A 19,635-nucleotide genomic window follows, 5' to 3' on the forward strand; every position below is an offset into this window, starting at 1 on the left:
GGGTTTTTGTGTACCGTTCGATTCAGTATATAGTAAACCAGTCGGTACAAAAACGTTCCGAGCCCCACGTTCGGCACAGAGAAGTTCAGGAGTCGCCCATGACCGCGAATACCAGCACCCAGATCCAGCTCGCCGCACGCCCCGTCGGATGGCCGACGGCGGCCGACTTCCGCACGGTCCACATCGACCTGCCGGACCTCGCGCCCGGAGAGGTCCGTGTCGCCAATGAGTTCGTCTCCGTCGACCCCTATATGCGCGGCCGGATGAACGACGTGAAGAGCTACTCGCCGCCCTACGCACTCGACGAGACCATGACCGGCGGCGCGGTCGGCCGGGTCATCGCATCTGCCGCCGACGGAGTGTCCGTCGGTGACGTCGTCGTGCACCAGTACGGCTGGCGCGACCTCGTGCAGGCCCCCGCCGCGGGCTTCCGCGTTGTGCCCGGACTGCCGGGCGTTCCGCTCTCCGCCTACCTCGGCGTGCTCGGGATGACCGCCCTCACGGCCTACGTCGGCCTCCTAAACATCGCGGGCATGAAGCCCGGCGACACTGTCTTCGTCTCGGGCGCGGCCGGGGCCGTCGGCAGCATGGTCGGCCAGATCGCCCGCCTCAAGGGTGCCGGCCGCGTTGTCGGTTCCGCAGGCACGCCCGAGAAGGTCGCGCTGCTCACGAGCAAGTACGGCTTCGACGCCGCCTTCAACTACAAGGACGGCGACATCGCCGGCCAGCTCGCCCTGGCCGCGCCCGATGGCATCGACGTGTACTTCGACAACGTCGGGGGAGAGCACCTCGAGGCCGCCCTCGCCGCCTTCAAGGACGGCGGACGTGCCGCCCTCTGCGGCGCGATCTCCCTCTACAACACGACCGAGGCATCCGCGGGACCCCGCAACATGTCGAACATCGTGACCCGGGGGCTCACCCTCAAGGGATTCACGGTCGGCAACTACCTGAAGCACTTCGGCGCGTTCTCGGCCGAGATGTCCGGATGGCTGACGAGCGGCGCCGTCGTCTTCGACGAGACCGTCGTGGACGGGATCGACAACGCGGTCGAGGCCTTCCTGGGCCTCATGCGCGGAGAGAACACCGGCAAGATGGTCGTGCGCACGACCGTCTGAGCCGACTCGGTCCCGCTCCACGACTCGCAATCATCGATTTTTGAACATTGGAGAACCATGACCCACGTACTCTTCGTCGTCAGCGCGGCTGACCACTGGACCCTCAATGACGGCACCCTGCACCCGACCGGGTACTGGGCAGAGGAACTCGCTGAACCGCACCGGCGGTTCAGCGAGGCCGGATGGTCCATCACCATCGCGACTCCCGGCGGGGTCGCGCCCACGATCGACCGTGGCAGCCTCACTCCCCAGGCTGCGGGCGGGGAGGACCGGGCGGCCGAGATCATCGCCTACCTCGGGTCGATCGGCGAGGAGCTCGACGCCCCGCGCAGCATCGACGACATCGACGTCGCCGACTACGACGTGGTCTTCTACCCCGGTGGCCACGGCCCGATGGAGGACCTCGCGGTCGACGCGACGTCGGGCGCGCTCATGACCGAGGCGCTCGACACTGACCGAATCCTGGCCGTGTTGTGCCACGCCCCTGCCGCGCTCCTCGCCGCGAAGCGTGCGGACGGCAGCTGGCCGTTCACCGGTTATCGCATGACCGGATTCACGAACGAGGAAGAGGTCATCGGGGGACTGGCACCCAAGGCGCCCTGGCTCGTGCAGACCCGCTTGGTGGAGCTCGGAGCGGACTTCGTCGAGGCGGCGCCGTTCACCGCGCACGTCGAGGTCGACCGCAACCTGTACACCGGCCAGAACCCGGCATCCTCCGGCGAGCTGGCGGCCCGGATCATCGCCGTCGTCGCGGCCCGGAGCTAGACCCCGCGCGCCTGAGGTGTCGCAGATTGAGGTTACGCCGGCCCGCGAACCTCGATCTGCGGCACCTCACACCGGGGGTGCCGGCGGATGCGGTGTCAGCGGCCGAGGGCGTCCAGCGCGTCGGCGACGTCGTCCGGGTCGTTCCAGAGGTGGAAGGCCACACGCGCGCGGCCTGCCCGACCGGATGCCGTGAGTCCGGCGGCCGTGAGGCGCGCGAGGTCGGTGCCCGCAGCATCCGCCCACGTGACGATGGCCTGGCCGGTCTGTTCGGCCGGGTCGATGCCGAGCCCGGTGCGGAAGGAGTCGGCGAGGACCACGTTGTACCGGCGCACCTCGGCCAGGTCGAGCCTGCCGAAGAGCTCGAGAGCCGGTTCCGCTCCGACCCAGGCCTGCCAGGCCGGCGAGACGTCGAAACGGCGGGCATCGGCTGCGAGCCGCATCCCCGGCCCGTAACAGGAGCTCCAGACGTCCTCGCCGGCGTACCAGCCGGCCTGGGCTGGGCGCACGACGGCGCCGAACTGCTCGGCAACGGTGAAGAAGGCCACCCCGCGTGGCGCACACAGCCACTTGTAGGCGTGGCAGATCGTTGCGTCGAAGACCGAGGCGTCCACCGGCATCCATCCGGCCGCCTGGGTGGTGTCGCACAGGGTGAAGCTGTTGTGCTGCCTGGCCGCCGCGAGAATTGCGTCCGTATCGGCGACCGCACCGGTCGCGGACTGCACGAGCGACCAGGCCACCAGCCAGGTGTCGTCGCCGATGCTGCCGGCCAGCTCGGCAAGTGGCACGTGGCGCACGGTGACTCCCCGGTGCGCCTGGCTGAGAAACGGGAACACCATTGAGCTGAAATCGCCGTCGACGCAGAGTACCTCGGCCCCGTCGGGCACGCTCGCCGCCACGAGGCCGGCGAGCACGGATGTCTGCGACGCGATCGCGACCTGGCCGACGGGCACCGACACGAGCCGCGCATAGGCGACGCGCACCCGTTCGACGACGGCGCCGTACCCCGCGGCGGAGGCCGACCCGGTCGCCCACGAATCGAGGTCGGAGCGGAGAGCCGCGAGCGTTCCAGCGGTCGGAAGCCCGAGAGTGCACGCCGCGAGGTACCCGCGGCCGCCGCCGAACTGCGCCCGGGCCTCCGGGACGCTGAGCGGAGGAAGCCGGGGCAGGGGCGGAATCGAATCGTCGGGTCGCGAGCGGGTCACGTCGGGGGAGTGTGTGCGGGTCACTCCACCAGCATCCGTCGGCCGTACTCATTCGACAATCGCCAGTGAGTGATGGAATCCATAACACGGCGTTATCCTTGAAGATGCCTGCCGCCGATTCCGCCCTCGACTCCCACTCGCTGCGCATCATCCAGGCCCTCGCCGAGCACGGTTCGATCACCGCAGCGGCGCGCGCCCTCGGCTACAGCCAGCCCGCGGTCAGCCAGCAGCTCAAGCGGCTCGAACTGCGGGTGGGCCTGGCCCTGGTCGAACGGGTCGGCCGCGGCGTGCGCCTCACCGAGGCCGGCCGGCTGCTCGCCCGGCACGCCCGCACCGTGACCGGAGCCCTCGACGCCGCCGCCGGAGACCTCGCGGAATTGCAGGGCCTCCGTGCCGGCCGGGTACGGGTCGCGGCTTTCCCCTCGGCCTCCGCGACGATCGTGCCCCGGCTCCTCGCCGAGGTCGCCAAGCGGCATCCCGGCGTCACGATCACCTATGTCGAAGCCGAGCCGCCCGAGGCCGTCGCCCTCGTTCGCGAGAACCACGTCGACCTCGCGATCACCTTCAGTTACCCGGGTGACCTCGTCGACCCGCACCGGGACAGTGCAGAGGGGCTCTCGGTGACGACGCTCGGCCGCGACGAGGTGCTGCTCGTGGTGCCCACCGGCCACCGACTTGGCGATGCGGAATCCATCGACCTCGGCGACCTCGCGGCCGAGCGCTGGATCGGCGGCTGCCCGCGCTGCCGCGGCCACCTGCTCGAGCTCTGCGAACGCCGCGGATTCGTTCCGGACATCTCCTACGAGACCGACAATGTCGCCGCGGTCTTCGGCATGGTCGCCGCGGGGATCGGCGTCGCCGTGCTGCCGTCGCTCGCCATCGAGTCCGTCGGCGCGCGGGCCGGCGTCCGGATCCGACCGACCAGGACGCGGGAGTACCGCACGCTGCACGCGGTCACTGCTGACGGTGCCGCAGGCGTGCCCGCCCTCGGGGAGACGCTCCGCGCGCTCGGCGCCCTCACGACATCCGCCCGCTCGGGTGGCAACTCGCACGACGACCGACGTCATCCAGCACCCACCGCGTGATCTACGCGCCAAGTAGACTCGATACCGATGTCTGAGACCACTGTGTACCCATTTTCCACCGCGACCGGCACGGATGTCCGCGTGCGGTTCTGCCCCTCCCCGACAGGAACCCCGCACGTGGGTCTCGTTCGCACGGCCATGTTCAACTGGGCCTACGCGCGGCACACCGGCGGCACCTTCATCTTCCGGATCGAGGACACCGACCCCGCCCGCGACAGCGAGGAAAGCTACCTGCAGCTCAAGGACGCGCTGCGCTGGCTGAAGCTCGACTGGGACGAGGGCGTCGACGCCGGGGGACCGCACGGGCCGTACCGCCAGTCCGAGCGCTACGACATCTACCGGGACGTCGTCGAGAAGCTCAAGGCATCGGGCCACATCTACGAGAGCTTCGCGACCGGCGAGGAGATCGAGGCGCGCAATGTGTCTCTCGGCCGGGACCCCAAACAGGGCTACGACAACTTCGAGCGCGACCTCACCGAGGAGCAGCGCGCCGCCTACCGTGCGGAGGGCCGCGCCCCCGCGCTGCGGCTCAAGGTGCCAGACACCGACATCAGCTTCGACGACCTCGTCCGCGGCGAGATCACCTTCCCGGTCGGCTCGTTCAGCGACTTCGTGGTGGTGCGCCCTAACGGGCATCCGCTCTACCCCTTCGTCAACCCCGTCGACGACGCGTTGATGGGCGTCACCCACGTGCTGCGCGGCGAGGACCTGCTGTCCTCGACGCCCCGCCAGATCGCGCTGTACCACGCGTTGATCGAGATCGGCCTGACGACCTTCGTGCCGCGCTTCGGCCACCTGCCCTACGTGATGGGCGACAAGAACAAGAAGCTCTCCAAGCGCGACCCCGAGTCGAACCTGTTCCTGCACCGCGAGCGCGGCTTCATCCCCGAGGGACTGCTCAACTACCTCTCTCTGCTCGGCTGGTCGCTCTCCAAGGACCAGGACGTCTTCAGCGTCGACGAGCTCGTGGCTGCGTTCGACGTCGAGAACGTCAACCCGAACCCGGCGCGCTTCGACCTCAAGAAGGCCGAGTCGATCAACGGTGACCACATCCGCCTGCTCGAGCCCGCTGACTTCGCCGCGCGCATCGTGCCCTACCTCGTCTCCGCCGGAGTCGTCGACCTGCCGCTGGGCGCCGCCCGCCAGGCCGTGCTCACGGCCGCGGCGCCGCTGATCCAGGAGCGCATCGCGCTGCTCGGCGAGGCGCCGGGCATGCTCGGTTTTCTGTTCGTCACGAGCGAAGCGCTCGTGCACGAGGCGGATGCCCTCGCGAGCCTCCCGAAGAACGCCGCCGAGATCCTCGCCGCCTCCGTCACGACCCTCGAGAGCATTCCCGAGGCCGAGTGGACCCACGACCGGGTGCACGAGGCGCTCACCGCCGCGCTCATCGAGGGGCTCGGGCTCAAGCCGCGGGTCGCCTTCGGGCCGTTGCGCGTCGCGATCTCGGGCCGGAAGGTGTCGCCGCCGCTGTTCGAGTCGATGGAGATCCTCGGCCGCGGCGAGTCGCTCGCGCGGCTCGGAGTGCTCTCTGCGGTCGTGGCCGCGGACGCGGCGAGCTCGCCGGTGGTCTCGAGCTGACTGGCGTGAACCGATGATTCGGGGCTCGCAACCCGCCGATGTGGCGCTCAGTTTGGCCAGCATCCGCTCTGTGGGTTAGAGTTACGAGTCGGCCGATCTTCGGAGAGGCCAACGGCCAATGGGGTATGGTGTAATTGGCAACACGACTGATTCTGGTTCAGTTGTTCTTGGTTCGAGTCCAGGTACCCCAGCTTGAAACCCCTGAGTTTTCTAAGGAAACCAGGGGTTTTTTTTGCCCACGGTGATCTCTTCCGATCAATCTCAGCCTGCAGAGTAATTCTTCACCGAAGGATCACGGGTCACCGGGAGTATGGACGGCTCTTCTTCGAAGGCTTTGCGGCCGGCTACGTCAGGTGCACTGCTGCGGCGACTGCGGTCCAGAGGTCTCCGTAGGCGCTTGCGGCAGCCGTGTTCGGGGCGAAGGCCGCGACCGGGGCTCGTACGGCGCCCGTCCGTTCGACTACGACGGTCGCTGGCACGCTGATCTCAAGAACCTCAGGTCTGGCGCCGTGCAGTGATTCGGCTGCGGCCGGGTGCCCGGTCTTGCGCCGATCGACCATGGTGAGGAACGCCAGGATGGGTGTGGACTTTGCGGACTCCGTGACGATCGAGACCACCTGGTCGAGCGAGCGCAGGGAGAGCGGGGACGGGATCAACGGAACGACCACCGTGTCGGCTGCGCGCAGGGCATTCTCTGCCACGAGGGACGATCCCGGAGGGCAGTCGAGGACGACGACGTCATAGTCCTTGGCCACCGACTCGAGTATGCGCGCGAGACGGTGGGTCGACTTCTTGGCCGCGTCGAGGACGAGGTCGAGGTCGCGGTAACTCTCATCGGCGGGCAGCGCGTCGAGGTGGTCGTATGCCGTGCCTTGACCGATGCCGCTACACCAGTCTTGCCGCTGACGAGCGAGTTCACGCCGCCCGTGACCTTGGGGCTTGACGTTGAGAACGAAGGTCGCGGCACCCCGCGGGTCGAGGTCCCAGAGCAGAACACGCGAGTTGCGGGAGGCTTCCCACGCGAGGTTCACGGCCGTCGTCGTCTTGCCGACCCCACCCTTGGTGCTGAAGACCGTGATGACCTTCATCCTCAGATAGTACGGCGTTGTCATCGTGCCTGCCCTTGGCCAGTGGGTCAGGCCTCAGAGCTGCGCCGATCTGATCCGCACTTCGGCGGCAACGGACGTGAGTGCAGCAGTGAACGTCTCGAGCTGCGCGGCATCCAATGCCGTGGTGGATGCCGACAGCATGTCGGCGAAATCGCGGTGGATCTCGCCCATGACGTCGTGTCCGTGGGGAGTCAGCTCCAGGTAGAGACTGCGGCGATCGCCGGGGTGGTCGATTCGATGAAGCAGGTCGATCTCGACCAGGCGCCGGGAGATCGCTGTTACGGCTCCCGTCGTCATTCCGAGGTGGGTTGCGAGATCTTTCGGAGTGATGGACCCCATCCGTGCGATCCGGAAAAGTGCACGGAGTTCGGTTCCTGACACGCCGGCGCGCTCGGCGATGCGGTGGCGGTTGCCGTCGAGGGCACTCACGAATTCGGTAGCAGCGGCCGGAAAGCCACTGAGCGTGTGTGGGGGCCGTTCCGAGTGGTCCATGTTTCCTCCGGCCTGCGCTGGAGCGAGCCTTGTGTGGTCACGACTGGTGTACCTGATCTTAGCGAAATCAGGTCAAAAAGATGTTGACGGTTTAGCTTACTTACTATGTAATTGAAACACTAAGCCATCTCGGGAACGCTGAACTTCTACGGAGTACGCCATGATTCCAGATATCCTCTCGCACGGACAGTACGAGACCGTCTACAACTTCCTGTCGCTCGTCATCGCGGCGCAGCTCTTCACATCTGTCTTCCTCGTGATCGCCCTGCCTCGCATCCTGCCGCGGTACCGCCAGGCCATCACGGTGGCCATCGTGGTCTGCGGCATCGCCGCCTACCACTACTTCCGCATCTTCGACTCGTTCAAGGCGGCGTTCGTGACCGATGCCGTCGGTGGAACGGGCGACTACTCACAGGCCGTCGGCGCCGGCTTCAACGAGGGCTACCGCTACGTCGACTGGCTCCTCACCGTACCGTTGCTCCTCGTCGAGCTCGTCGCGGTACTCGCCCTCGTGCGGTCCGTCCAGTCCGCGCTCCTGCGGAGGCTCGTTCCGGCCGCGGCGCTCATGATCATCCTCGGCTATCCCGGGGAGATCAGCGGCGACAATGCCCTTCGCGGACTGTTCGGCCTGCTGTCAACCATCCCGTTCGCCTACATCCTCTTCGTGCTCTTCGTGCAATTGAGTAAGTCCCTCGACCAGCAGCCGACCGGTGTCCGCAAGATCCTGAGCCAGCTTCGGTTCCTGCTCCTGCTCAGTTGGGGTGTCTACCCGATCGCGTACCTGCTGCCGCTGCTCAACATCTCCGGATCGGATGCCTGGGTCTACAAGCAGGTCGGCTATTCCGTCGCAGATATCCTGGCCAAGGCCGTCTATGCGTTGATCATCTACCAGGTGGCTCGCATCAAGTCCTTCGACGACGACCCCACATTCGCCGGAATCGAGCTTTCGCGGGATGAGGTCGCGACCCGCTCCTGATTCCGTCCTCGGCAACTCGACTGCGCGGCATGCACACGCACCTCGGCTTGACCGTGCCCGGCTCCGTCGGACGGATTGTGCAATCGACTCTGGAAGTGCGCGATAGTGTAATAGTTGATCCCCATCAACCATTGGACATCTTCCGTGACGTCGTCTGCACTTTCCGTCCCGGTATCGAACCTGGACGACACGATCGTGATGTCCCCGGTGCGGCGGAACGTGGCCATGATCGCCGTGCTGCTGTCGATGCTGATGACGAACATCGACACCTCGATCGTCAACGTCGCGCTTCCCCAGCTGGCGCACGACCTGGCCGTGACGCCGGCGGATGCCGTCTGGGTCGCCACTGCATTCCTGCTCGCGGTGTCCTGTTCCATTCCGGCGATGACGGGCCTGGCCGACCAGATCGGGCGCAAGTGGATGTTCCTGATCGGCACCCCGGCGTTCACGGTCGCTTCGCTGGCCTGCTCCCTCTCGCCGAGCTTCGGTGCGCTCGTGGCCGGCCGGGTGCTTCAGGGTGTTGCCGCCGCGATGCTCTTCGCCGTCGCGATCCCGATCTACCGCCGCATCTTCCCGCCGGAGCGCCTGGGATTCGTGCTGGGCATGAACGCCATGGTCGTCGCCCTCGGCATCTGCGCAGGACCCACCTTCGGCGGCCTCATCCTCGCTCAACTCGACTGGCCGTGGCTCTTCTTGATCAACCTGCCGATCGGCGCCGTTGCGACCGTGCTCGGGATCGTGTTCCTTCCGAGCCGGCGTCCCACCCGTGGCGGCTATGACCTGGCTGGGGCCCTCGCGGCCGCAGCCGCGATCGCGTGCTTCCTGCTGGGCATCCATCAGCTCGCCGACACGTCGACGCTCTGGATTGCCGGGACCCTCCTGATCGGGTGCGGGCTCCTGGCCACCGTGTTCGTACTGATCGAAAGGCGGGCTACCCGGCCGGTTCTACCGCCGAGCCTGTTCAACGGGCGCGTCACACTCGCAGTCCTCACTGCCTTCTGGTCGTTCTTCGGCCAGGGCGCCGCCTTCGTGGCTCTGCCGTTCCTCTTTCAGAGCGCCTATCACGCGAGCCCGCTCCAATCCGCCCTGCTGTTCACCCCCTGGCCGCTCATCATCATCATCATGTCGCCGCTCTCCGGTCGACTTGCCGACAAATATCCCGGCGGCACCCTCCCCGTGATCGGCCTGGCGGTCTTCACTTTCGGCCTGCTCGCACTGTCCTTCCTCGGCGGTCGGCCGCCGATCTGGCTCGTGCTCGTGAGCACCGGCCTGACCGGGCTGGGTTTCGCCATCTTCCAGCCGCCGAACAACCGGGACATGATGGCGGCTACTCCCATCCGGCACGCGAGTGCGATGGCCGGGGTGATGAACGTGAACCGGACCCTGGCCCAGTCGATGGGCGCCGGCGCCGTGAGCATCGCCCTGGTGCTGGTGGGCGCCTCATCCGTTTCACCGGCCCTCGAAGCTCAGGGAGCCAACAACGCCCTGTTCGTGGCCGTAGCGGGATCGGCCGTCGCCGTGATCGTGAGCATCGTCAAGATGCGCCACCTCAAGACCCACTAGCCGGAATCTGGGAGGATGAAAGGACGTCCGGTACCACCGGCATCCATCTTCTGAGTCAGGAACCTCAATGACCTTCGGCCAAGCGATCTCTTCCGTGTTCAGCCAATACGGCCAGTTCACCGGAGTCGCCCGCCGTTCAGAGTACTGGTGGTGGGTGCTCTTCGTCACGATCGTCGACTTCGCGCTCAGCACCCTGGATTCGACGATCAATCCCACGTCGGCGTTCGGGTTGTTCTCCACGCTCTGGATCGTCGTCATTGTGCTGCCGTTCCTCGCGGTCGCGGTCCGGCGCCTGCGGGATGCCGGCTTCTCCTGGAAATGGCTCTGGTTCCTGTTGCTCCCGATCGTCGGTGTGATCATCCTGATCGTGTTGCTCTGCCGGCCGAGTAGATAGTCACAGAGCCCCGGGGTGCTGGTGTCACCCCTGGGACAGCGGGGCGCGCTTCGACCGGACGACGAGCACGGGGCACGCGGCGTGATGCACGAGCTGGTTGGAGACCGACCCCATCAGCAGGCCCGTGAAGCCACCGCGGCCCCGCGAGCCCACGACGAGGAGACCGGCGGATTCGGCTGCCTCCAGGAGCACGGTGACCGCACTACCGCGCACGATGCGGCCTGTCGCGGTGAGGCCGGCATCGGTCGCGACCGTGAGAGCCTCGGCCTGGATGCGCTCACAGACCTCTTTGAAGGAGTCTTCTGGAACGATGTCTCCCGGGGTCCCCGCCATGATCGGGTACGACCACGTCGTCACGATGGTGAGCTCTGCGCTCCGCAGCTTCGCCTCGACGATCGCCCACTCGAGCGCCTTCAATGACGGCTCTGATCCATCCACGCCCACAATAATCTGAAACGCACCGGTGTCACTCATGGGATTCGTCCGCTCTCTCGGCAGGACGGCTCGCCCTGTGTGGCCATCATGCGGCCATTGCGTCGCGCGGTCGATTCGAGGTGCCCCTGGGCGCCCGGCCAGTTGCGGAGAGAACACCTCCGTGGAGGCGGCGGGTGTTCTCTCCGCATCTCAGCGCTGAGGCGCGAGGCTTACTTGCAACCCGTGTTGGTGAGGCCGCTTCCGGCACCGGAGGTCTTGCAGTGCACCACGTTGCCAGCGGTCTTCGAGGCGTTGTTGACTTCGTAGCCGGGGACGCCGTCGGTGACCGTGTTGCCGGCGAAATCGTTCCCGCCGCCCCAACCGGAGAGCACGGAGTGCACCTGGAACGCGTCGTCGAGGGTCGAGGATCCGGAGTTGCCCCAGACCGAATAGCCGTTGCCCTTCACGTCGACCCAGGAATCAGCCGAGTTGTCGCCGGAGTAGCCGGAATGGCGGAAGGTGTTGCCGGTGATACGTCCGCCGGTCGTTCCTTCCTTGATGTCGATCGCCTCCGCGGGGTTGTCCTCGATCCGGTTGTCCTGGATCAGCACGTTGTCGGACTTGTCTGGGCTGGACGAGGAGCCCATGACCGAACTCCAGTTATTGTGCGCGCTGCCGACGTAGACGCCTTCGCCATAGCTCGTCGAGGTGAGTCCGGTGTCGTGCACGTAAGAGTTGCGCAGCACGACGTTCGTGCTGCTGTGGCGCACGTGCACACCCTCCTGGCCGATGTGCCCGACGTCGACGCTGGAAATGACCGTGTAGTCGGAATCGTCCAGCACAATGCCCTTGGCGGCCTTGTCGACCCGGAACCCCGTGAGGTTCCAGTGCCCTCCCGTGACGTGCAGGGCGTAACCGGAACCGGTCGACCCGGTGGAGAGCACGGCGGCTCTTGAGCCGGTGAGGGTGATCGGCGCCGCACCTGTTCCGACGGCGGAGGCCTCGAATTTGCCGGTGTAGGTGCCGTCCGTGAGGTGGATGGTGTCGCCGGGCTTCGCGCTGCCGAGTGCGGTCTTCAACTGAGCGGATGTCGACACGTTCGTGACCGTGGCGGCGTGGGCCGGTCCGGGGGTGAGCACGACCCCCGCCACGGCGACGGCGCCGGTCAGGAGGGCGGCTGCGGCGATGCGGCGCGGCGAGAGTCGCCGGGTGTTGGGGGAGAGTGGGAATGAGCGCGACGGATCGGTAGATGAGCGGAGCACGAAATCAGCAGCTTCCTGTGGTGTGGAACAGGAAGACTGCCTAACCGGTCAAACCTCGGGTGGATCACGAGATCGACAACTCCCCGTCGGAGTGGACAAGGCACCACGGAACGTCGTCGACGGCACGAAAGCGTCGACAGAATGAGGCAAGTGACATCGGCAGCACCCTGTAATAAGACAGGAGCCGAACCGGTCGCATGCACGATGGCAGAGGCGGGCGGGGATCAACAGCAGCCTGCAGATTACGGCAAGACTGCTGCCGGAAACTTGGAACGTTTAGTTCACACGACGATACACGTTCCTGAGGAAATCTCAAATGAACATTTGGTTTTCCCGAGGGTCAACCGTCGGCGCACCGGACGTTCGAGGAACCCTCGCCGGCGTCGGCGGACGTGTTGCTGCACTCGACCACGTTGTCATTCGCCGGCTTGAGTGCGAACCCGTAGCCGGGGCCGTTCACCGTGGCCTTGTTGTTGCGGAAGGTGTTGCCCACGCCCCAGCCGTCGAGGATCTCATGCGTCTGGAACCCATCCAGCGGCGAGTTGACGCCGGTGTTGCCATCGATGATCCAGCCGTTGCCCTTGACATCGACCCAGGAATCGGCGCTCGTGATTCCCGAACCGTCGAAGCTGTTCTGCTGGAGGATTCCGTTGCTTGTGCCCTCCTTGATGTCGACGCTTTCCGCGGTCGTCGCCGAGATCTTGTTGCCGATGATCGTGTTCCGGTCGCTCCGGTCTGGCTCGCACCCGCTCACGTCGCACCAGTTGCTCTCGGCTGTTCCGACATAGACGCCCTCACCGAACTTCGGCCGGCGGAGGCCGGTGTCGCTGATCTGATTGTCGGCGACGCGGTTGTCGGTGCTGTTGTTGCGCAGGTGCACCGCCTCGTCGCCGATCTGGGATACCTGGAGGCCTTGGATGAGCGAGTTCCGGGTCTGGTCCGCCATCACGCCTTTCTGGCCATTGCGCACGGCGAACCCGATCAGGCGCACGTAGGCAACCCGATCGAGGTGAAGCACGTATCCGCCCTGCACGCCGCCACCGTCGAGGATGCTCCCGGCCGTGCCGCAGAGCGCAACCGGCGCGTCGGCGGTGCCTCCGCTGCGGAGCGTGAAGGTGCCCTGGTAGACGCCGGGGGCCAGACCGATCACGGTCCCGGGATTCACCGCGTCGAGGGCCGCCTGAAGCTCGCGCGCGGTCGTCACCGTGACCGTGAACGGCGGGCAGCCGGCCACGGTCTCGGGTACCGGATGAACCGGTGCCGTGGACGGGGGCGAGGTGGGTTGGGTGATGTTCTGGGTCGGGCCGGTGACGGCGACGATGACCATGACGGCGACGCCGATGATCGCAAGGCCGAGGATGCCGACGGTGAGCACCCACTGGAGGCGCGACGGCGTGCGGCGGCGCGCCGGCGCATCCGCCCGGTCGTCGCTATCGGGCATCAGGGGCGCCGCCGACGGACTCGCGCGAAACGATGCCGCGTGAGAGCGACGTGAGCGGTACACGCTCGGCGTACGGATGCCGGATCGCACCGAACTGGGGACCGCTGCGGGTGAGTGCCGTCACGAGAAGCAACAGCGCGAGCAACAGCCAGACCACGGTGAGTGGCTGGAACACGGACCGGGCAACGGTGATTGCCGTCGTCGCGCGCTGCCAGCTGGCGAGGTTGTTGCCTGCGACGACGGCCCCGGACGAGGTCTCGTCCCACACCGGAACGGCGCCGGAGCCCGAAAGCGCGTTGCTCACGACCCTCACCGACGTGGCGTCCCCGACGAGGCTCACGGCGTGGTTGGAGACGGCCCGGATGGTGTTGTCGGTGACACTGGCACCGGCGTTTCGGACGTACACGCCGGTCTGGCTGCCGCTGATCGCGTTGTTGCGCACACTCGTGTCGGTGACCCGGTCCCGGATCGCGATGGACTGGCGTGCCTGGTCCTTCAGGGTATTGCCGGCCACGACGACACCCGAGGCCCCGTCGTCGAGCACGATGCCCATATCGTTGCGCGCGATGAGACTCGAGTACACCGAAAGCGACTGACCTCCGCTGAGTTCGATCCCGTACCTCCGATTGTCTTCGACCGTACTGCGGGTCACTGTACTCGAACCGAAGGATTCAACGCCGGTTCCGATGGCACTCGGACCGTCGGCCAGCGAGCGGCCGTCGATCGACACTCCATTGCGCCCGTTGCCCGTCGCGGTGATCTGGTCGAACATGATCCCCGAGCTCGACCTGGCCACCGTGAAGCCGTCGACGCCGCTGTTGACGGCGCTCGTCCGGATTACCGTCGTGTCGGTCACGAACCGATGGAAGACGAGGCCGTCGACGAGGCTGTTCATGATACGGGTGTCGGTGATGGTGACGCCGGCGGCGTGCGTGACGAAAAGCCCGAAGGCATTGCCGTCGATCGTGACGTCCTGGAACCCGGCGGACAGGGTCGCTGCGGAGGGCCCGCTCGAGGCGACGGATCCTGCCGGCGCACGCAGGAGTTCGGGAGGAAGCACGGGGGCGCCGGCGAGAGGGCGCCGGCGAGCAGGCCTGCGCCGGCCGTGCCGGAGGCATCGGCCGTGCCGGAAGTATCCGCCGTGACCGAGCCGTCGGCTCTGGACGTGTCCGTACCGGAGGCATCCGTCCCGGAGAGCGCGAGCCCGCCCGTCTCCCCGCTCCAGAACCCGAGGTTTGCGATGCGCGCGTGCCAGACCGAGAGCGTGCCGTTGATCATCCGGAGATAGGCGCGACCGTCGGACGTGTCGGTGTCGACCGCCCCGGTCCGGGTATTCCAGCTCTCGATGGCCACGGGCGCCGTCGCCGTGCCGTTGATGAGGACGGAGCCGCCGAGTCCGATCACGGACACGAACGTGCTCGGGTCGCTGCGGAGCCGCAGGGTGAGCCCATCCGTCGCGGTCAGCGACAGGGTCGCGCCGGTCAGGACGACGATGTTCTCGGAGAGCAGATAGCCGCCGTCCGGTTGCCGTACAAAGGTCGTCGGTGCGAGGGTGAGCAGGTCGGACACGAGGTAGGGCTGCGCACGGGCCGGCAGGACGAGGGTCACGGAACTTCCCGTGGTGAGCCGGTAGGGACCCTTGAGCCCGGCAACCCGCCACTGGGCGGATGCCGAGACGCTGCGGACATAACTCAGCCGGGCCTTCTCCGTATTCACCAGGCTCGTCTCGCGGGTCGGGTCGCCGGGATAGAGCACGCCCTGGACATTTCCGTTGCGGGCGATCTCGGCCCGCCCGAAGGCGCTCGTGGGGGAGTGGAACACTCCCGTTGCGACGAGGATGAGCGCTGCCGCGAGTATCCCGGCGAGGATGCCAGCGAGCGTGCCCAGCAGCACGAAACGTGCGCCAGGAGGACGCCCGGACTGGCGGTGCCTGGTCGCGGTCACCTTCACCCTCGGTGTCCGTGTGCGGGGAACCCGGACCGGCGCAACCCTGGTCCGGGTCACGGGGCCACCGCCGCTCGGGTGAGGGTGCGCGCGTCCTGGCCGTCACCGCCGATGGTGTCGTTGTGGCGGGTGAGCCAGCCCTGCTTGTTCATAGTGACGAGGGCATACGTCTTGATCGGGAGGGCGACGAGGATGACGGCGAGGGCGAGCAGCGGCAGGAGCAGCAGGTCCTTCGGGTGTCGGCGCAGGTGTGAGATCCCACGGATGCCGCGGCCGAGAAGCAGCCAGCCGATGGCTGCGGCGAACCCGGCGACGCTCAACTCGAGGCGACTGAAGACCAGGTAGAACAGGGTGATGCCCATCGTGAGCGGGGTCAGGAGGATCTGCAGGACGGTCACTTTGGTGATGAACGGTACCCGCCAGAGCCAGCCCCTGGCCATGGCGGTGAGATAGCACCGGTAGGAGTTGCGACTCCAGCGCACGCGTTGCTTCACGAAGGCACTGAAGCCGGTCGGGAACATCGAGAGAGCGCGCGCGGATGCCTGGTGCACCGTCTTGTAACCCGAGGCAAGCACGAGCCACGTCAGCCGGCCATCATCGCCGGAGATGCAGCGTCGGCCCAGGAAGAATTCGTTCTCGAGATGGTCGAGCACGGGCAGGACCGCGGCACGCCGGTACACCGCGGTCCGCCCGGACACGCAGGGCACAGCCCCTGCCCGTCCCATGGCGGGGACGTAGTCGAGGTAGCGCAGGTCAACCAGCCAGTCTGCGATCCGTCGCCAGACGCTCGTACCGCTCTGGTAGACGTTCTGCCGGGTGCCGACCGCCCCGACCAAGGGGTCTTCGAAGGGCATTTGCGCGTTCCGGAGCAGGTCAGGTTCCCACCAGGTGTCCGAGTCGGTGAGGACGAGGAGGGTGTGCCTCGCCTCCCGGATTCCGGCCCCGAGTGCGGACCTCTTACCGACATGGTGAAAGAGGATCGGCCGGACGCGTGGATCGCCGATCCGGACGATGCGTTCGTAGGTGTCGACGTCGGCAACGTCGAGCACGATCAGGATCTCGTCGGGATTCTGGGCCCGCCACGTATCGAGACAGCTCAACAGGATGTCCGGATCCTCGTGGAATGAGGGCACGATCACGGACGTCGACGTCCGGAAGCCGGTGACGATCGGCCGGGCCCGATGGGACAGAATGAACCGGTAGAGCCAGAGTCCCCAGACGATGGTTCCCGCAATCGCCAGGGGAAAATAGGAAACCACGACTGCCGCGTCGTGCACAACCGCATTCCCGAAGGCGCCCCAGTCGAACGCGTAGCCGGGGTCGGCGGACACTGTCGTTTCTGGGGGCATAGGGATCGGGTTCCTTGTGCTCGATTGTGCTGGTCAGCGTTACCATGGGCTGACTCGTCGAAGGTGTGCAGTGGTTCAGTTGCGAGATTCCGTTCGCACTCAGGAGCGCGACGTGAGGTCTCTACTGAACCAAAGTAGACAATTCCTCAGGTTTTGCAACCGAAGTGTGTGGATACACAGGGAGCTCTTACAGTGGGCTAGTCTCTCCGAGGTTCACGGGCATCCGTTGTGAACGGATTGACCCCGGTGATGCGCTCGACGAGCCCGATGGCATGGCGCAGAATGGCGCGGGGATCGGCGGAGTAGTCGGATTCCGATGCCTTGCGCATCGCGAACCGGAGGATGCTGACCGCCAGTCCGACGACCATGTGCGCCTCGTCGAGAATGTCCGGCGTGGTCGCCTCTGTGCGTCCGCGGGCCTCGAAACGCTGGAGGACGATGCCCGCGAGCCGGTCTTCGAGTTCGGCAAGACGGATGATCTCGCTCGTGAACAGTTCGGGGGTGTTCTCGATGAGCGAGCGCCTGGCCTGGAGAATGTCGCGGTCCGGCTCGCTCGCGACAATCGCGGACTCGATCATCAGGACGAGTTCGGCGAGCACGGATCCACCGTTGCCCCTGATGAATGTCTTCACCGCGCCCTCGGACGGAATGGGAGGGGACGCTCCGAGAAAGGCGGCCTCCTTCGTCGCGAAGTAGTTGAAGAAGGTGCGTTGGGAGACCTGGGCTGCTGCGCAGATCATATCGACGGTGACGTGGTGGTAACCGTGTTCACTGGCCTGGCTGATCGCGGCCGCTTCTAACGCGGCCTGGGTGGCGGCCCGCTTGCGAGCGCGCAGTCCCTCGTCAGACCCCGGGCCGGTGGGGGTGCTCTGCGTGGATGCCGCGTACCTACTCATACCGCAGGGCGTCGATGGGGTTCTGACGTGCCGCGGCCCTGGCCGGCAGGGTACCGGCGAGGAACGCGATCAGCATCACCACCCCGACGATGATGGCGATCGAGGCCGGAGCGAACTGTACGACCTGGAGACCAGGCAGGGCCGAGAATATCCCGTTCGCGAGGAGGTTGCTGATGAGCGAACCCACCCCGATCGCGGCGACGACGCCGAGTGCGCTGCCGAGGAAGCCTATGAAGACCGCCTCCATGCTGAACAGGGCATAGACGCGGCCGCCGTTCATACCCATGGCCTTCATCAGCCCGATTTCGCGGGTGCGTTCCTGCACACTCATCAGGAGCGTGTTGACGATGCCGAATCCGGCGGCGATCAGGGCGATCACTGCGAAAGCGTTGAGCACGCCGATGATGACGTTGATCACGGTCTCGAAGGCGCCGATCGTGTCGGCGACCGTCTGCGAGGAGTAGCCCTGCGCGCTGAGGTCATCCTTGATCGCCGTGATCTCTGCTTTCGTCGCCGAGGCGTCGAAGTGCGCGACCGCGGTCGCGTAGCCGGCGGACACTCCGGCGGGCTCACCGGTGGTCGCGACGGTGTGCAGGTGGGCGACGAGGCTCCGGTTGAGGCCGGCTCCGCTGCCGAGGAGCGTCTCGTTCTGCACGCCGACGACGGTGGCCGTGACGGTCTGCTGGGTTCCGGTGTAGTCGGTGATGGCGATGCTGACTGTTGTGCCAACGGCCGCCTGGGCGTTCGCGTAACCGAGGTTGTCGAGGTAGGTCGTCGGCAATAGGAGCTGGTCGCTCGAACTGCTGTTGTCGAGCTGCGCCCCCGCGGCCAGGTCTGCCGTCGTGATGGTCCCGGTCTGGCTGACCGTGAGCTCGAACTTTCCGTTTCCGGCATATTCAACGTAGTCCGGCGAAACCCGCACGGCGGGGTCGACGCTCAGGATGCCTGCAGTCGCCTTGATCTTCGCGAGGTCTGCCGTGGTCAGGGCCTGGATGGTCGATCCGGGGCGGGACCCGTTGCCGAGGCTCACGGTCGTGGACTTGCTCGGGTCGTAGGCGGCCGGTCCGTCGCTGGCCGTGGCCGTCGCATCCGCTGCCTTGGTAATGGTGAGCACGTCGGCGGCGCCGATCGCCGAAACCTGTCCGTTGATGTAGGCGGTCACGCCGGTGCCGATGCCGCTCGTGATCGTGAGCGTGAAGGCTCCGATGAAGATGGCGACGACGGTGAGACCGGTGCGGAGCTTGTTGCGGAAACTGTTCTGGATGGCGGAGCGGATGATGTCGAGGAACTTCACGAGTGGGCCCCGCCTCTCTTGTGAGTTCCCGTGGGGGAGCCGGCGGTCTCTTCGAGGCCGTCGCGGATGAAGATCTGGCGGTCGCAGCGGGCTGCGAGCTCTGTGTCGTGGGTCACGATGATGAGCGTGATGCCGTTCGCCTTGTTGAGCTTGAAGAGGATGTCTTCCACGACCGTTCCGGTGGCGGAGTCGAGGTTTCCGGTGGGCTCGTCGGCGAAGATGACCTTGGGGTTGTTCACGAGCGCGCGCGCGATGACCGCGCGCTGCTTCTGGCCGCCGGAGAGGTTCTTCGCCTTGTTCTTGGCCTTGTCGGCCAGTTCGAGCTGTTCCAGTGCGGCCATGCCGCGGGCCTTGCGTTCCTTGGCCCCGACGCCGGCGATCGTGAGGGGGAGGACGACGTTTTCCAGCACAGTCGCATTCGCGGTGAGGAAGAACTGCTGGAAAACGAAACCGAAGTCCTGGTTGCGGAGCCGGTTGAGTTCCTTCGCCTTCAGTTTCTTTGCGTCTGTGCCTTCGACAAGGAGAACGCCGGAGTCTGGATCGTCGAGGAGCGCGAGAAGGTGCATGAGCGTCGACTTGCCCGAGCCGCTCTTCCCGACGATGGCAACGGACTCGCCGGCCTGGATGTCGAGGGAAACGCCCTTGAGCGCATCAAAGCGGTTGGCTCCACTCCCATAGGACTTGCCTATGACCTGCGCGGACAGGACGGGAACACTCATGCGGGCTTTCCTTCGTTGGGTGACTGGAGCGCTTCAC

General features: G+C 66.4%; 19 protein-coding genes and 1 tRNA gene. 8 read left to right on the forward strand and 12 right to left on the reverse strand.

Annotated features, from left to right (window positions below):
* Positions 1-98: 98 nt before the first annotated feature.
* A complete protein-coding gene (locus tag RCH22_RS02990; protein WP_327012782.1) occupies positions 99-1,115 on the forward strand; it encodes an NADP-dependent oxidoreductase in 1,017 nt (338 codons plus the stop codon).
* Between the two features lie 57 nt (positions 1,116-1,172).
* Positions 1,173-1,880: a type 1 glutamine amidotransferase domain-containing protein gene (locus tag RCH22_RS02995; protein WP_327012783.1), complete on the forward strand. Its 708-nt coding sequence runs from the start codon at positions 1,173-1,175 to the stop codon at positions 1,878-1,880.
* Between the two features lie 95 nt (positions 1,881-1,975).
* Here the strand turns inward: RCH22_RS02995 and RCH22_RS03000 are convergent, their stop codons facing one another.
* Complete coding sequence (locus RCH22_RS03000; protein ID WP_327015441.1) at positions 1,976-3,046, reverse strand: aminotransferase class V-fold PLP-dependent enzyme; 1,071 nt, start codon at positions 3,044-3,046, stop codon at positions 1,976-1,978.
* A gap of 140 nt (positions 3,047-3,186) precedes the next feature.
* Between RCH22_RS03000 and RCH22_RS03005 the strand changes: the two genes are divergently transcribed.
* The 3 genes from RCH22_RS03005 (at position 3,187) to RCH22_RS03015 (ending at position 5,936) form a co-directional block, all read left to right on the forward strand.
* Complete coding sequence (locus RCH22_RS03005) at positions 3,187-4,167, forward strand: LysR family transcriptional regulator (RefSeq protein WP_327015442.1); 981 nt, start codon at positions 3,187-3,189, stop codon at positions 4,165-4,167.
* Between the two features lie 27 nt (positions 4,168-4,194).
* Positions 4,195-5,745: a glutamate--tRNA ligase gene (gene gltX, locus RCH22_RS03010; RefSeq protein ID WP_327012784.1), complete on the forward strand. Its 1,551-nt coding sequence runs from the start codon at positions 4,195-4,197 to the stop codon at positions 5,743-5,745.
* Positions 5,746-5,864: 119 nt separating this feature from the next.
* Positions 5,865-5,936, forward strand: a tRNA-Gln gene (locus RCH22_RS03015).
* Between the two features lie 153 nt (positions 5,937-6,089).
* Here RCH22_RS03015 and RCH22_RS03020 read toward each other — a convergent pair.
* Both RCH22_RS03020 and RCH22_RS03025 read right to left on the reverse strand, forming a co-directional pair.
* Positions 6,090-6,833 (reverse strand): ParA family protein, encoded by a 744-nt coding sequence (locus RCH22_RS03020; protein WP_327012785.1) that lies wholly within the window; start codon positions 6,831-6,833, stop codon positions 6,090-6,092.
* Between the two features lie 54 nt (positions 6,834-6,887).
* Positions 6,888-7,346, reverse strand: a complete 459-nt coding sequence (locus tag RCH22_RS03025; RefSeq protein WP_327012786.1) for a MarR family transcriptional regulator — start codon at positions 7,344-7,346, stop codon at positions 6,888-6,890.
* Positions 7,347-7,506: 160 nt separating this feature from the next.
* Here RCH22_RS03025 and RCH22_RS03030 point away from each other — a divergent pair, with 160 nt between their 5' ends.
* The 3 genes from RCH22_RS03030 (at position 7,507) to RCH22_RS03040 (ending at position 10,279) form a co-directional block, all read left to right on the forward strand.
* Positions 7,507-8,322 carry a bacteriorhodopsin gene (locus tag RCH22_RS03030; RefSeq protein WP_327012787.1) on the forward strand — a complete coding sequence of 272 codons (816 nt, stop codon included), beginning with the start codon at positions 7,507-7,509 and terminating at the stop codon, positions 8,320-8,322.
* A 144-nt stretch (positions 8,323-8,466) separates the two neighbouring features.
* Positions 8,467-9,885, forward strand: coding sequence for an MFS transporter (locus RCH22_RS03035; protein WP_327012788.1), 1,419 nt, complete (start codon positions 8,467-8,469; stop codon positions 9,883-9,885).
* A gap of 67 nt (positions 9,886-9,952) precedes the next feature.
* Positions 9,953-10,279 carry a DUF805 domain-containing protein gene (locus tag RCH22_RS03040; RefSeq protein WP_134559367.1) on the forward strand — a complete coding sequence of 109 codons (327 nt, stop codon included), beginning with the start codon at positions 9,953-9,955 and terminating at the stop codon, positions 10,277-10,279.
* Positions 10,280-10,303: 24 nt separating this feature from the next.
* Here RCH22_RS03040 and RCH22_RS03045 read toward each other — a convergent pair whose 3' ends face one another.
* The 9 genes from RCH22_RS03045 to RCH22_RS03085 all read right to left on the reverse strand — a co-directional run bounded on the left by RCH22_RS03045 (position 10,304) and on the right by RCH22_RS03085 (position 19,598).
* Entirely contained in the window at positions 10,304-10,717 is a 414-nt protein-coding gene (locus tag RCH22_RS03045) for a universal stress protein (protein WP_327012789.1), read from the reverse strand.
* A gap of 206 nt (positions 10,718-10,923) precedes the next feature.
* The gene (locus RCH22_RS03050; RefSeq protein ID WP_327012790.1) at positions 10,924-11,955 is read right to left on the reverse strand and encodes a right-handed parallel beta-helix repeat-containing protein; all 1,032 of its coding nucleotides are present in this window, start codon (positions 11,953-11,955) and stop codon (positions 10,924-10,926) included.
* A gap of 340 nt (positions 11,956-12,295) precedes the next feature.
* Positions 12,296-13,396: a right-handed parallel beta-helix repeat-containing protein gene (locus RCH22_RS03055; protein WP_327012791.1), complete on the reverse strand. Its 1,101-nt coding sequence runs from the start codon at positions 13,394-13,396 to the stop codon at positions 12,296-12,298.
* Complete coding sequence (locus RCH22_RS03060; RefSeq protein ID WP_327012792.1) at positions 13,386-14,291, reverse strand: right-handed parallel beta-helix repeat-containing protein; 906 nt, start codon at positions 14,289-14,291, stop codon at positions 13,386-13,388. The genes RCH22_RS03055 and RCH22_RS03060 overlap by 11 nt, the downstream gene beginning before the upstream one ends.
* Positions 14,288-15,340, reverse strand: coding sequence for a hypothetical protein (locus tag RCH22_RS03065; RefSeq protein ID WP_327012793.1), 1,053 nt, complete (start codon positions 15,338-15,340; stop codon positions 14,288-14,290). Before RCH22_RS03065 ends, RCH22_RS03060 begins: the two co-directional genes overlap by 4 nt.
* A gap of 56 nt (positions 15,341-15,396) precedes the next feature.
* Positions 15,397-16,689, reverse strand: coding sequence for a glycosyltransferase (locus RCH22_RS03070; protein ID WP_327012794.1), 1,293 nt, complete (start codon positions 16,687-16,689; stop codon positions 15,397-15,399).
* A gap of 197 nt (positions 16,690-16,886) precedes the next feature.
* The gene (locus RCH22_RS03075) at positions 16,887-17,585 is read right to left on the reverse strand and encodes a helix-turn-helix domain-containing protein (RefSeq protein ID WP_327012795.1); all 699 of its coding nucleotides are present in this window, start codon (positions 17,583-17,585) and stop codon (positions 16,887-16,889) included.
* On the reverse strand, positions 17,578-18,879 hold the full coding sequence (locus RCH22_RS03080) for an FtsX-like permease family protein (protein WP_327012796.1): 1,302 nt from the start codon (positions 18,877-18,879) through the stop codon (positions 17,578-17,580). The genes RCH22_RS03075 and RCH22_RS03080 overlap by 8 nt, the downstream gene beginning before the upstream one ends.
* Positions 18,876-19,598: an ABC transporter ATP-binding protein gene (locus tag RCH22_RS03085; protein WP_327012797.1), complete on the reverse strand. Its 723-nt coding sequence runs from the start codon at positions 19,596-19,598 to the stop codon at positions 18,876-18,878. The genes RCH22_RS03080 and RCH22_RS03085 overlap by 4 nt, the downstream gene beginning before the upstream one ends.
* Positions 19,599-19,635 lie beyond the last annotated feature (37 nt).

Source organism: Cryobacterium sp. GrIS_2_6, assembly GCF_035984545.1.
Lineage (GTDB): Bacteria > Actinomycetota > Actinomycetes > Actinomycetales > Microbacteriaceae > Cryobacterium.

What these genes read in the sequence shown, in the direction of transcription:
- RCH22_RS03085 (WP_327012797.1), bottom strand. Translation starts at nt 19,598, where the DNA reads ATGAGTGTTCCCGTCCTGTCCGCGCAGGTCATAGGCAAGTCCTATGGG.
- RCH22_RS03040 (WP_134559367.1), top strand. Translation starts at nt 9,953, where the DNA reads ATGACCTTCGGCCAAGCGATCTCTTCCGTGTTCAGCCAATACGGCCAG.
- RCH22_RS03020 (WP_327012785.1), bottom strand. Translation starts at nt 6,833, where the DNA reads ATGAAGGTCATCACGGTCTTCAGCACCAAGGGTGGGGTCGGCAAGACG.
- RCH22_RS02995 (WP_327012783.1), top strand. Translation starts at nt 1,173, where the DNA reads ATGACCCACGTACTCTTCGTCGTCAGCGCGGCTGACCACTGGACCCTC.
- RCH22_RS03030 (WP_327012787.1), top strand. Translation starts at nt 7,507, where the DNA reads ATGATTCCAGATATCCTCTCGCACGGACAGTACGAGACCGTCTACAAC.
- gltX (WP_327012784.1), top strand. Translation starts at nt 4,195, where the DNA reads ATGTCTGAGACCACTGTGTACCCATTTTCCACCGCGACCGGCACGGAT.
- RCH22_RS03025 (WP_327012786.1), bottom strand. Translation starts at nt 7,346, where the DNA reads ATGGACCACTCGGAACGGCCCCCACACACGCTCAGTGGCTTTCCGGCC.
- RCH22_RS03075 (WP_327012795.1), bottom strand. Translation starts at nt 17,585, where the DNA reads ATGAGTAGGTACGCGGCATCCACGCAGAGCACCCCCACCGGCCCGGGG.
- RCH22_RS03070 (WP_327012794.1), bottom strand. Translation starts at nt 16,689, where the DNA reads ATGCCCCCAGAAACGACAGTGTCCGCCGACCCCGGCTACGCGTTCGAC.
- RCH22_RS03005 (WP_327015442.1), top strand. Translation starts at nt 3,187, where the DNA reads ATGCCTGCCGCCGATTCCGCCCTCGACTCCCACTCGCTGCGCATCATC.
- RCH22_RS03055 (WP_327012791.1), bottom strand. Translation starts at nt 13,396, where the DNA reads ATGCCCGATAGCGACGACCGGGCGGATGCGCCGGCGCGCCGCCGCACG.
- RCH22_RS02990 (WP_327012782.1), top strand. Translation starts at nt 99, where the DNA reads ATGACCGCGAATACCAGCACCCAGATCCAGCTCGCCGCACGCCCCGTC.
- RCH22_RS03060 (WP_327012792.1), bottom strand. Translation starts at nt 14,291, where the DNA reads ATGAACAGCCTCGTCGACGGCCTCGTCTTCCATCGGTTCGTGACCGAC.